This window comes from Aquirufa sp. Wall-65K1, assembly GCF_054558475.1.
In genome coordinates this window covers 5,433-17,065 of sequence record NZ_JBPXKD010000008.1, presented here as the reverse complement: position 1 = coordinate 17,065, position 11,633 = coordinate 5,433, and the positions used below count along the sequence as shown (strand labels likewise).

Annotated in this window: 11 protein-coding genes (1 of these 11 only partly in view); 7 read left to right on the top strand and 4 right to left on the bottom strand. The window is 40.2% G+C overall.

The annotated features are described in order from the left end of the window. Nucleotides 1-11: 11 nt before the first annotated feature. A complete protein-coding gene (gene ftsH / locus ACST15_RS11395) occupies nucleotides 12-2,147 on the bottom strand; it encodes an ATP-dependent zinc metalloprotease FtsH (protein ID WP_459454781.1) in 2,136 nt (711 codons plus the stop codon). Between the two features lie 78 nt (nucleotides 2,148-2,225). Beyond that, on the bottom strand, nucleotides 2,226-2,612 hold the full coding sequence (gene rsfS, locus ACST15_RS11390) for a ribosome silencing factor (protein ID WP_459454780.1): 387 nt from the start codon (nucleotides 2,610-2,612) through the stop codon (nucleotides 2,226-2,228). Between the two features lie 89 nt (nucleotides 2,613-2,701). On the opposite strand from rsfS, the gene ACST15_RS11385 reads away from it, so the two are divergent. From ACST15_RS11385 to ACST15_RS11370, 4 genes are all read left to right on the top strand, one after another. Beyond that, the gene (locus ACST15_RS11385; RefSeq protein WP_459454779.1) at nucleotides 2,702-3,490 is read left to right on the top strand and encodes a biotin--[acetyl-CoA-carboxylase] ligase; all 789 of its coding nucleotides are present in this window, start codon (nucleotides 2,702-2,704) and stop codon (nucleotides 3,488-3,490) included. Nucleotides 3,491-3,511: 21 nt separating this feature from the next. After that, complete coding sequence (locus ACST15_RS11380) at nucleotides 3,512-5,173, top strand: AMP-binding protein (RefSeq protein ID WP_459454778.1); 1,662 nt, start codon at nucleotides 3,512-3,514, stop codon at nucleotides 5,171-5,173. A gap of 48 nt (nucleotides 5,174-5,221) precedes the next feature. Next, a complete protein-coding gene (locus ACST15_RS11375; protein ID WP_459454777.1) occupies nucleotides 5,222-6,628 on the top strand; it encodes a BamA/TamA family outer membrane protein in 1,407 nt (468 codons plus the stop codon). Between the two features lie 256 nt (nucleotides 6,629-6,884). Continuing rightward, a complete protein-coding gene (locus tag ACST15_RS11370) occupies nucleotides 6,885-7,406 on the top strand; it encodes a hypothetical protein (protein WP_459454776.1) in 522 nt (173 codons plus the stop codon). Here the strand turns inward: ACST15_RS11370 and ACST15_RS11365 are convergent. Both ACST15_RS11365 and ACST15_RS11360 read right to left on the bottom strand, forming a co-directional pair. Beyond that, nucleotides 7,403-8,458 (bottom strand): branched-chain amino acid aminotransferase, encoded by a 1,056-nt coding sequence (locus tag ACST15_RS11365; RefSeq protein WP_459454775.1) that lies wholly within the window; start codon nucleotides 8,456-8,458, stop codon nucleotides 7,403-7,405. The two genes, ACST15_RS11370 and ACST15_RS11365, sit on opposite strands and share 4 nt — an antisense overlap. 15 nt (nucleotides 8,459-8,473) lie before the next feature. Next, nucleotides 8,474-9,028 (bottom strand): cob(I)yrinic acid a,c-diamide adenosyltransferase, encoded by a 555-nt coding sequence (locus ACST15_RS11360; protein WP_459454774.1) that lies wholly within the window; start codon nucleotides 9,026-9,028, stop codon nucleotides 8,474-8,476. Nucleotides 9,029-9,174: 146 nt separating this feature from the next. Between ACST15_RS11360 and ACST15_RS11355 the strand changes: the two genes are divergently transcribed. The 3 genes in view from ACST15_RS11355 to tyrS are tightly spaced (at most 59 nt apart) and all read left to right on the top strand, a layout consistent with a single transcriptional unit that may run on beyond the window. Beyond that, nucleotides 9,175-9,681 (top strand): hypothetical protein, encoded by a 507-nt coding sequence (locus tag ACST15_RS11355; RefSeq protein WP_459454773.1) that lies wholly within the window; start codon nucleotides 9,175-9,177, stop codon nucleotides 9,679-9,681. Beyond that, on the top strand, nucleotides 9,681-10,904 hold the full coding sequence (locus ACST15_RS11350) for an S-adenosylmethionine:tRNA ribosyltransferase-isomerase (protein WP_459454772.1): 1,224 nt from the start codon (nucleotides 9,681-9,683) through the stop codon (nucleotides 10,902-10,904). Before ACST15_RS11355 ends, ACST15_RS11350 begins: the two co-directional genes overlap by 1 nt. 59 nt (nucleotides 10,905-10,963) lie before the next feature. Further along, on the top strand, nucleotides 10,964-11,633 hold the 5' portion of the coding sequence (gene tyrS, locus ACST15_RS11345; protein WP_459454771.1) for a tyrosine--tRNA ligase. Its footprint extends 623 nt past the window's final position; only the first 670 of its 1,293 coding nucleotides appear in the window; it begins with the start codon at nucleotides 10,964-10,966; its stop codon lies beyond the right edge, outside the window.

Here is an 11,633-nt window from a genome sequence, read left to right as displayed (position 1 = left end):
CCCAAAATTAGTTAAACGGCCGATTCGCTGGAAGCGTCATCGGAAGTTGGTATCTCTTCCTTTTTTTCCGCTTTCGCTCTTGGCTTTCTAATCGTTTTCTTAACTTCTGCTACCTGAGGTGCCGATTCTGCTTTTTCAGCTAAATCTCGTTCATCCTTGGCTTCCTTGCGCTTCTTTTCTGTTTCGCCTTTGATATACTCCTGATAAGAAGTTAATTGCTCAAACGGACGAGGCCCCACCAAAGCTTCTAAATCACTTTGGAATAAGACTTCTTTTTTCAACAATTGTTCCGCTAAAATAATCAGCTTATCCTTTTTTGAACGCAGTAAAGCTAAGGTTCTCTTGTAAGCTTCAGCTATAATCTTACGCACCTCTTCATCGATTTCACGCGCTGTAGTCTCCGAATATGGCTTATTGAATTGGTATTCTGTTCCTTTGGAATCATAATAGGAGATGTTACCCAATTTATCATTCATACCATAGACGGTCACCATGGAATAAGCCAACTTGGTAATACGCTCCAAGTCATTTTGAGCCCCCGTAGAAACCTTTCCAAAAATGATTTCCTCAGCAGCACGTCCCCCTAGGGTAACACACATCTCATCCATCAATTGTTCAGTACGATAAAGGAACTGCTCTTTAGGTAAGTATTGAGCATAACCCAATGCCGCCACTCCACGAGGTACAATGGACACTTTTACCAAGGGATTGGCATGTTCTAAAAACCAACCTGCAATGGCATGACCTGCCTCATGGTGAGCAACAATATTTTTCTCCTCAGGGGAAATCAATTTGTTTTTCTTTTCCAATCCACCAATCACACGGTCCATAGCTTCCTGGAAATCAGTCATTTCCACCGCTACTTTATTTCTTCTAGCAGCAATTAAGGCTGCTTCATTACATACGTTGGCAATTTCCGCTCCGGCAAATCCAGGTGTTTGTGCGGCTAATTCCTTTACATCTACGCCATTCGCCAATTTAAGGGGCTTAATATGCACTTTAAAAATAGCTTCACGACCAATGATATCGGGTTTATCAATGCTAATGGTACGGTCAAAACGACCCGGACGCAATAAGGCAGAATCCAAAACATCTGGACGGTTTGTAGCCGCCATGATGATAATTCCTGAATCCGTGGCAAAACCGTCCATCTCCACCAAAAGAGAGTTTAAAGTGTTTTCACGTTCATCGTTGGCTCCAGGCATAGAACCACGTCCACGTGAACGGCCAACCGCATCAATCTCATCAATAAAGATGATACAAGGCGCTTTTTCTTTGGCCTGCTTGAATAAATCACGCACACGGGCAGCACCTACACCCACAAACATTTCCACAAAATCAGAACCTGAAAGAGAGAAAAATGGAACACCGGCCTCACCCGCCACGGCTTTCGCCAATAAGGTTTTACCTGTACCTGGAGGGCCTACTAACAAAGCACCCTTGGGTATTTTACCACCTAAGTCTGTAAATTTCTTTGGGAATTTTAAAAACTCCACAATCTCCTGTATCTCTTCCTTCGCCTCATCCAAACCAGCTACATCATTGAAGGTAACCCGTACTTTCGACTCCCCTTCGATCAGCGTAGCCTTACTACGACCAATATTGAAGATTTGTCCACCGGCACCACCACCTCCGCCCATGCGGAAGAAAAGGAAATAAAAACTTAGGCCCATTAGAATAAAGAAGCCCCAAGTACCCAACCAATCCAAAGGTCCCGTACGAGTTTCTGGCTTCGCCATGATCTGCTCATTGCGCGGAAAAGCCTTTTGTCTATCTTCTAAAAAACGCTCAAAACCTTCTTTTGAAATAATTTGAAATTCAAAATGTGGGCCTTGTTTCACTGAAATAAGCCCTTGAGGAGAGTTTTTAAAATACTTGGCAACGAAATTGGGCTTTAGATTCACCTCCACCAATTTATCATTCACAATCGTCACACCTTCCACTTCTTTTTGAATCAACATCGACTCAAACTGCTTCTGAGAAATTTCTTGAAGGGTACGCTGTTTGGTAAAAAAGAACATACTTACCACGGCGATCATCAAACCAATGACCATCCAGCTTTGCATGCCTCCAACCGGTTTTTTAGGTAATCGAGGAGGAATTCCTGACCTCTTAGTATTCTTTGAATTGTTTACTTGTTTTGCCATTGGTTATCTATTTGGGCTTGTAACAATGTAGCGGAGTGAATAAGTTTCTTTTCTAGGAAAATTTCTGAATTTTCCAGATTATAATTCTGGAATGATGGTGAATTTAGCATCTCCCCAAAGTTCTTCCAACTTGAAAAAGGAGCGTTTTTCTTTCAAAAATACATGCACAATGACATCGTAATAATCCATCAATATCCACTCACGATTTGCTTTTCCTTCAATGGAATGTGCATGTAATTTACCCGCCTCCCAAATTTCTTTGTCGACCGAATCAGTAATCGCATCAATTTGGGTATCAGAAGTACCAGAACAAATCACAAAGAAATCCGTGAATGCATTTTGTACACCGCGTAAGTCCAATACCATGATTTCCTGTGCCTTCTTTTCTTGCATCCCCTTGACTACCCAATTCACAATTTCTTCCGAGATATCTTCTTTGGGGGACTTAATGGAACTTTTACGCATATATTGTTTTGATCTAAATGTTTATAGAGAACTTTCTTAACGATTAAAGATTTAAATTTGTTCTACCAAGCTTAAAATTACAAATAAATTTGAACAATTACCACGCAACAACCCGGTTCGTAGGCAAATTGGCGAAATACATTCCCAGCTGCCCCTCTACCAATTCCATGGCATTTCAGGAGTCTTTGGAAGGGAACCTTCCCGAAGGTTTTGCTTGGGTAGCCGGACATCAAAGTGCAGGAAGAGGCCAAAGAGGAAATACTTGGCATGCCGAGCCAGATCAAAATTTATTACTATCCTACCTGCTTAAGCCACCACATTCCTTGATGGAAAACCAATTTTACCTGAGTAAAGCGGTGGCCATTGGCATTGTGCATGGCATTCAAACCTGGGCTGTCGAAAATTATGGTGAAAAATTACCCTTAAGCATCAAATGGCCCAACGATATCTATTTGGATGGAAGAAAATTAGGCGGCATTTTGATTGAAAACAATTTCCAATCTGGCCAATGGACCTTTGCCATTGTAGGAATTGGCCTCAACATCAACCAAACTAATTTCGCAGATTTACGAGCGTGCTCCCTAAAATCTTGGATGAAATCGCCCCAATCCTTCGACTTGCACGACATCTACAAGCATATTTCCGCTGGAATTGAACAAGAATATTTACATTTTTTAGCGCAAAAGTTTTATTTGCTAGATGAAAGCTACCACCAAAAACTATTTAGATTCCAAGAGTGGCACCCATACCAAGACAACCAACATGATTTTGTTGGTAAAATTCTAAGAGTCAACGCGCAAGGCCTTTTAATCATGGAAAAACCTGGGGGTGAACAAGCCTATGAAATAAAAGAATTAAGTTTTATTTTTAAGGACTAACCTTAGAAATAAAGCCAATCCATGATTGACCACTACCACAGCAACCTAGAGAATTTTCTTTATTGGGCAGAACATCAGCCTGAAGCCGTTTATCTAAAACAGCCTGTAGGACCCAATTACCTAGATTACACCTATGGAGAAGTGGCTTTACAAATCAGTAAAATTGCCCATTACCTGCAACAAAAATTAGACCCCAATCGTCCGAAGCACATTGGAATATTATCCAAAAACTGTGCTCATTGGATCATGGCAGATTTAGCTATTTCGGCTGCTGGAGGCGTTTCTGTTCCATTTTACCCCACGCTAAGCGCTGAGCAGTTAAACCAAGTTTTGGTGCATTCCGACTGCCAAATTCTTTTTATTGGAAAATTAGATCAATGGGAAAGTATTCGAGCAGGAATACCATCGCACATCACTTTGATATTCACACCAGAACATCAGAGCCCTTTGTCAGAATCACATTGGACCAGTATAGAAGCTCAAACAAAACCCTTGGATGCCATGTATCAGGCTGATGGAGATGAATTGTGCACCATCGTTTATACTTCGGGTACAACAGGCTCTCCCAAAGGTGTCATGCTCAAGCATAAGGGAATCATGCAAGCCATCAATCTTGCCAAGGAAGCGGCCTTTTTGCAAGAACCCAATAATCGATTTATCTCTTACCTACCCTTGTGTCATATCGCCGAGCGGAATTTTGTGGAATTTGCCGCCACGGCCTCTGGAGGTACAATCTATTTTGTGGAAACCCTAGATAGTTTTAAAGAAAACCTAGCGGCTTGTCGGCCGACCCACTTTTTAGCCGTTCCACGCATTTGGGCAAAATTCCGGGAGGGGATTTTACAGAAAATCGGGGGACAAAAACGCTTGGATATATTGTTATCCATACCCATTATTCGACAGCTCATTCAAAAGAAAATCAAATCCGGTTTAGGTTTAGATCAAACCAAAATGAATGTGACTGGGGCGGCTCCCATGCCTACGGAACTATTGATATGGTTTCAAAAGTTAGGAATACGCATCCAGGAAGCCTATGGAATGACCGAAAACATGGGTTTCAATTCCTTAATGCCTCGAGATCAAATTCGATTAGGGACTGTTGGAAAACCATGGCCTACCTGTGAAGTCAAATTAGACCCAGAGACGCATGAGCTACTCATGAAGGCACCCTATAACACCACCGGATATTATAAAGAACCCACCTTAAGCCAAGAACTATTTGATGGCCCTTGGCTAAAAACAGGCGACATGGCCGAATTGGATTCCGAAGGATTTATTTCCATTATTGGTCGAGTGAAAGATAATTTCAAGACGAGTAAGGGGCAATATGTGGCACCAGCACCCATTGAAAATATGATTTTGTCTCATGAATGGATTGAGCAAGCTTGCGTGGTTGGCACCAATTTACCGCAACCCATCGCCTTAATTATTTTAAATTCAGAAGGCAAGAAGGCCGACAAAACGGCGATTGAAATGGCCTTAGATGGTATAAAAACAAGCATAAAACCTCATTTTAAAAATTACGAACATTTGTCTAAAATGGTTGTTTTGAAAGAGGATTGGACCATCGAAAACAACTGCATCACCCCTACTTTAAAAATTCGAAGACAAGCCATTGAGAAAAAATTCCAAGATAAAATGGAAGCTTGGAACCAGCATCCGGCAAGCATCCTTTTTGAATAATTCATCCAGGGGTAAAATAATAGCTGTGCTTTTGACTAATTTAGAGGCATGAGACGTTTTTTACCGCCTAATGTTTTCATTTTCAGTGTTTTCATTTTCCTTGGACTAGGTTTGTCGAACCTTGCTTGGGGGCAAATGGTAACGGTTGATAGCATACATTTCAAAGGTAATGAGCGGAGCAAAAGAAGTATACTACGAAGGGAATTAGATTTTAAGGAAGGCGACCAGCTGGATTTAAATGAAATTGACCAAAAATTGGAATTCAGCAGACGAAAACTCATGAATACCAATTTGTTTATTTGGGTTCGTTCTGAGTACCACCTAAGCAGCCAAGGCAAATTAATCATCAATTTTGACATGCTAGAACAGTGGTATTTTCTAGCATATCCCGTTTTCCAATTAGCCGACCGTAATTTAAACGAGTGGTGGGCAAGAGGTCACCCATTTGATAGAGCGGTTTATGGAATACATTTATTGCATACCAATTTTAGGGGAAGGGCAGAAAGATTGATGCTAAAAGCTGAAACTGGCTTTTCGCAACGTGTAGAATTTTCCTACAATAACCCCTACGTGGACCGTAAAAAGACCTTGGGAATTGGCTTTAATTTGGACTATTTAACGAGTAAAAACATCGCTTATAAAACCCAAGCTGACACCTTAGTTTTTTTAGGTTCTGACAATATTTTAAGAGAAAAATGGAGTGGTGGGATAAGCTTTAGAAAGCGTTTTCGGTTCTATGATTTCCAGACATTAGAAATCAAGTATAGCCATAATCTAGTTTCTGACACCATCACCCAATTAAATCCCCGCTATTTTCAAGGTAAATCCAATGAGCAAAATTTCATGCAATTGGGCTATACCTTCTCCTATGATTTCAGGGATTTTGTGGTGTATCCTTTGGTGGGCAAAAAAATTGATATCAGTTTTCAGAAATATGGCGTATTAGCCCAAGATGAAATAAATTTTTGGGAATTGAATGCTGGACTTTCCTATTATTTCGATTTGGGTAAAAAGTTTTATTTCAGTAGTCAATTTAAGGGAAAAATCACGCAAGAAGGAGCGACGGTCCCTTATGCCAACCAAAGAGGCCTGGGGTATCGGAATGAAGTGGTGCGCGGCTTTGAATTAAAGGTAGTGGATGGGACAGATTATTTCTTGTCCAAAAACACCTTGAAATACCAACTGTATAAACAAATTATCCCATTATCCTTTATTCCCTACAAGCAATTCAATCAGATGCCATTGTCCATTTTTCCGACAGCATTCTTTGATTTGGCTTATGTGAATCAAGAGAATCGGGAAGAAACAAAAAGTGTTTATGCCAATAAATGGTTATACGGTTATGGCGTAGGACTCGATATCGTGACCTATTACAACTTCGTTTTGAAGATGGCTTTACCGTTTAATAATGGAGGAAAATATGGCTTTGTGGTGGGATTGGGACGTGAATTCTAAAAAAAAAGCCAGTCAAAGACCGGCTCCTTTTTAAAATACCTAACCACTAATAATCTTAAATATTGTTAGTTTGAAACATCAAACGTAAAAATCGTTGAACAAAAATAACACTATTTTTCTAAAAACAGAATATATCAAATTTGAAATTTTTTAAATTTAGCCATTCGATAACATCACTTTGTTGATTAACAAGCAAATGAACCCTAAAATAAGCCTAATACGAAACATTCTTGCATCTTCCTTCATTATCAGTTTCTTGATAATTACATATGCATGTCAAACTACCAGCGATAAACAGGAAGCCAATCAGGAAAATGTGGACTCCAAAAAACAAGCTAAGCAAAAAGCTTGGGATGCGAGTACTCCCCTACTGCAGCGAATCACCCTGGGATCAGAAGGAATCATTAGAAATGTATCTTGGGGCCAAGATATGTCGACCATTGCAGAAAAAGTGGAATTATCTGAAACCCAACCGAGCCTAGGAAAATCGTATACCCAATTCTTCGATGATACGGATTTAAACTTTGTAGATATCACTTATTTACCCGATGAAAACAACCGAGTAAAAGGCATCATATTAAATATCTTTTTGGAAGAGCAAGATGAGGTCTTGGACTTAACTGCCAATTTCAAAGAATACCTGGGAAGCATTTACGGAAATGGGCGAGGAAATGCCAAAAAGTTTGTTTGGAAAAATGAAAATACCCAGGTCATTTTGGAAGATGTTGGTACATCCAAAGACCCGGGTATTCAAGTAGTATTTTCTAAAATAAATTAGACTTTCCAAACCCAATGGCGAGTGTCTGCTACCTCACCTAAACGAATGTGGTTGATTTCATGAAATACTTTAGATGAGAAATCGCTCTCTTTTCTAGCTGGTAATTCATAGTCCTTACCTTCAAAAGCAATCACCTGAATAGGAGCAATCACGGCGGCAGTACCGGCACCAAAAGCTTCTGTTACGGCACCTGATTGTATTCCTTCGATTAATTCCTTAACCGAAAGCGGTCTTTCTTCCACTTTCATTCCCCAGTCTTTGGCGATTTGTAAGACTGACTTTCTAGTAACCCCATCTAAAATGGTATCCCCCGTAGGAGCGGTTACTAGAGCCCCATTCACCACGAACATCAAATTCATGGTACCCGCTTCTTCTACATATTGATGTGTTGCTGCATCGGTCCAAATAATCTGATCATATCCTGCTTTGTTAGCTTCTTGAGTAGGGAACAAAGAACCTCCATAATTTCCTGCATTCTTGGAGAAACCTACGCCACCTTTAGCCGCACGAATGTATTGTGTTTCCACACGAACGCGCAAAGGCTTGGCATAATAGGAACCCACCGGACAAAGGAAAATGATAAACTTATAGGTATTCGAAGGAGACACGCCTACATATTCATCCGTTGAAAACATGAAAGGACGAATGTATAAAGAACAACCTTCCTTGGCTGGAACCCAAGCCTTATCCAATTGTAATAATTGCCTCAAACCACCCATGAAAATCTCTTCTGGTACTTCCGGCATGCACATACGCACAGCCGATTTATTGAAACGTTTGAAATTTTCTTCTGGACGAAAAACCAAGATTTCATCTTGTTTGGAACGATAGGCCTTCATTCCTTCGAAAATGGCTTGTCCATAATGCAAGGACATCATGGCTGGCTGGTAGCTTAGGGGGCCATAAGGCTGAATACTAACTTGTTGCCAAGCTCCATCCGCATAATCCGCTACTAACATGTGGTCAGCAAAACTGCGACCAAAAACTAAGTGATCAAAATCAACCTCATTGATTCGAGATTGGGCTATGGGTTTTATTTCTATTTGCATCATATTAAATCGTAAAGGCTACCTGCCAGAGTTCCATGGAATCTCAGGGATTCCCAAGGAATGATGTAGGTAGCGGCACATCATGAATAAATAATCCGATAATCTATTTAAATAAGCGATGGATATTTGAAAAGCTTCTTCTTTTTCTTCAGCTTGAACCCATCGAATAAGGCTGCGTTCTGCACGGCGGCAAACAGTGCGGCAAACTTGCGCCAAGGCAATTGTCTCATGACCACCGGGCAGAATAAAGACTCGCATGGGGGTTAATACCTCATCCATTTCATCAATTAATCCTTCCAATGCCACAATATCATGAAGCTCAATGAGTTTCATGTTTCCTAAAAAATCGGATGAATCACTAGCCACATGTGCGCCTAGTACAAACAAACTGGTTTGAATTCCCAATACTTTGGCATTCAACTTGTCAGAAAGCTTGGTATTCAATAAACCCAAATAGGAGTTCAACTCATCAATATCACCAATGGCATCAATTCTTAAATTCGATTTCGGTATGCCAATGCCATCAGCAAGACGAGTGAAACCCTTATCTCCGTATTTCGTGTAGATTGCCATGGCTATTTTATATAAGGTACAAATCTACTTTTTTCAAGCTTGAATTACAAGAATGAGGCATAATTATCATTTTCCTAATGTAAAGAATACAAAGATTAGGTCAGTTAGATTTTCAGACCTAATTTTGTGGACATTTTAATCAACGTATGTCGATCGATCATTTCTTTTCTCGAGTATGGCGCATCATTTCCATCATTGGATTTGGCGTTTCTCTCCTATTTATCTACCGTGGACTGCCTGACCCTACGGCGGTGCATTTCGGTGAAACGGGTCGTGGAGATGGATTTCTACCCAAAGAAGAAATTTTCTACCTAACGGCAGGAATCATGACCTTGATTAATATGTTAGCCTTATTATTGATTAAGAATATTCAGAAAATACCTGATAATCAATTCACTAGCTTATTTTCAACCTTCAAGAAAAAAGGAGGAAGTAAGATCAAAGAAACCTTGGTTAATTGGCTACACATGTTACCTGCTTTGGTCAATACCTTCATGATTTTGGTATTAAGAGCCTTGTTATTATTGAATGACGAAAGAACATACAATCAAGACTTTTCATATTATCCATTAGCAGGAATCATCATCTTATTTATTTGGATTGCCTATTTCCCTCTTCGTTTAATGTCATATTCGGATTATTTGGAAGAATAATGAAGCTTGCCATAGCCCCTTTATCCATTCAGGCATTTGATTACCACTTACCTGAAGCATTCATTGCCTTACATCCTAGTCCAGCCAGAGATGCTTCACGTTTATTGGTTTCTAGAAATGGCCAAATCACCCACCATCATTTTTACCAAATTCTAGATTTATTACCGACAAACAGTTTACTTGTTTTTAATAATACACGGGTTATACCAGCTAGAATTCACCTCAAAAAGTCAACGGGAGCCACCATTGAGCTATTTTTATTAAAGCCCTTGGCTTCTCGAGTAGCAACCCAACTAACCATGGAATCCAAGCACCAGGTAGAATGGGAATGCTTGATTGGAAATAAAAAACGTTGGAAAGCAGGTGAAAGCCTAAAACAAAGCATTCAAATAGAGGGAGAAGAAATCCATTTGGCCTTAGAATGGATTGACCGCGATCAAAATTGGGTGAGAATAACGTGGAATAGCGCCCATTTATTTGCAGAAATATTGAATGCTTTAGGTCAAATCCCCCTCCCACCCTATTTAGGAAGAGATTTAGATCAAGAAGATCAGGAAAGATATCAAACCATTTTTTCCAAAGAATTAGGCGCAGTGGCTGCACCCACGGCCAGCCTTCATTTTACGCAGGAATTATTGGATCAAATTCCTAGCAAAGGACATCAAAGTACTTTCATCACCTTACATGTGGGAGCAGGCACTTTTCTTCCTGTCAAAGAGGAAAATGTAGCCAACCATCCCATGCACCGGGAACAGCTGATTTTTTCTATTCCCATGATGGAAGCCATTTTAAAACATAAAGGACCCATTGTTCCCGTAGGAACCACCGCTTTAAGAGCATTAGAGAGCTTGTATTGGTCAGGCGTATATTTAATAGAAGGAGGAAAAATCCCGAAAGAAGGCTTTGTGTTGCCGAAAGAATTTGCCTATCAAGCTAGAGAAAAAACCTACAGCGTTAGCGAGTCTTTGGAAAAAGTAATCCAGTTTTTACAAGAAAATCAGCAGGAACAATGGATAGCAGAAACTGAACTGCTGATCATGCCGGGTTATACCCTACACCTGTGTGATGCCTTAATGACCAATTTTCATCAACCTAAATCGACCCTATTGGTATTGATAGCTGCCTTAATTGGTGAGCATTGGAAAGAGGTATATACCAAGGCGCTACAAGAGGGCTATCGCTTTTTAAGTTATGGAGATACGTCTTTGTTATTCAAACAGTAGACGAATTCAAGCAAATATGCTTATTTTTGCGACCATTTTATTTAATACACCCCAAGAAAATGCAAGGTAATTTTATCGAGGAATTGAGATGGAGAGGCATGTTACACGACATGATTCCCGGCTTAGAAGAGCAATTAGCGAAAGAAATGACTACAGCCTACATTGGCTTTGACCCTACGGCACCTAGTTTGCACATAGGGAATTTAGCCGCCATAATGTTGTTAAAACATTTCCAATTAGCTGGCCATAAGCCCATTGCCTTGGTGGGAGGAGCTACGGGTATGATTGGAGACCCTTCAGGCAAGAATGCCGAAAGAGAGTTTTTATCGGAAGATACCTTGCGTGAAAATCAAATTGGGATTCAAAAGCAATTGGAGAAGTTTCTTGATTTTCATGGAGGAGCAAATTCGGCAGAGGTAGTCAATAATTACGATTGGTTCAAAGAATTCAGTTTTTTAGGATTTTTACGGGAAGCGGGTAAGTTTTTAACGGTGAATTACATGATGTCCAAAGATTCGGTGAAAAACCGATTGGAAACGGGCTTATCATTTACAGAATTTTCCTATCAACTCTTACAGGGTTATGACTTCTACCATTTGTACAAAACAAAGAATGTTCGTTTACAAATGGGAGGTTCTGATCAATGGGGTAATATCACCACAGGTACAGAAATCATTCGTCGGAAAGAAGGAAGCGGAGAAGATGAGGCAGATCGTGCTTTTGCCCTTA

Bases quoted from the DNA above. Each gene is read 5' to 3' on its own strand.
- ftsH (WP_459454781.1), bottom strand. From the start codon at position 2,147: ATGGCAAAACAAGTAAACAATTCAAAGAATACTAAGAGGTCAGGAATT.
- rsfS (WP_459454780.1), bottom strand. From the start codon at position 2,612: ATGCGTAAAAGTTCCATTAAGTCCCCCAAAGAAGATATCTCGGAAGAA.
- ACST15_RS11380 (WP_459454778.1), top strand. From the start codon at position 3,512: ATGATTGACCACTACCACAGCAACCTAGAGAATTTTCTTTATTGGGCA.
- ACST15_RS11375 (WP_459454777.1), top strand. From the start codon at position 5,222: ATGAGACGTTTTTTACCGCCTAATGTTTTCATTTTCAGTGTTTTCATT.
- ACST15_RS11365 (WP_459454775.1), bottom strand. From the start codon at position 8,458: ATGATGCAAATAGAAATAAAACCCATAGCCCAATCTCGAATCAATGAG.
- ACST15_RS11360 (WP_459454774.1), bottom strand. From the start codon at position 9,028: ATGGCAATCTACACGAAATACGGAGATAAGGGTTTCACTCGTCTTGCT.
- ACST15_RS11355 (WP_459454773.1), top strand. From the start codon at position 9,175: ATGTCGATCGATCATTTCTTTTCTCGAGTATGGCGCATCATTTCCATC.
- ACST15_RS11350 (WP_459454772.1), top strand. From the start codon at position 9,681: ATGAAGCTTGCCATAGCCCCTTTATCCATTCAGGCATTTGATTACCAC.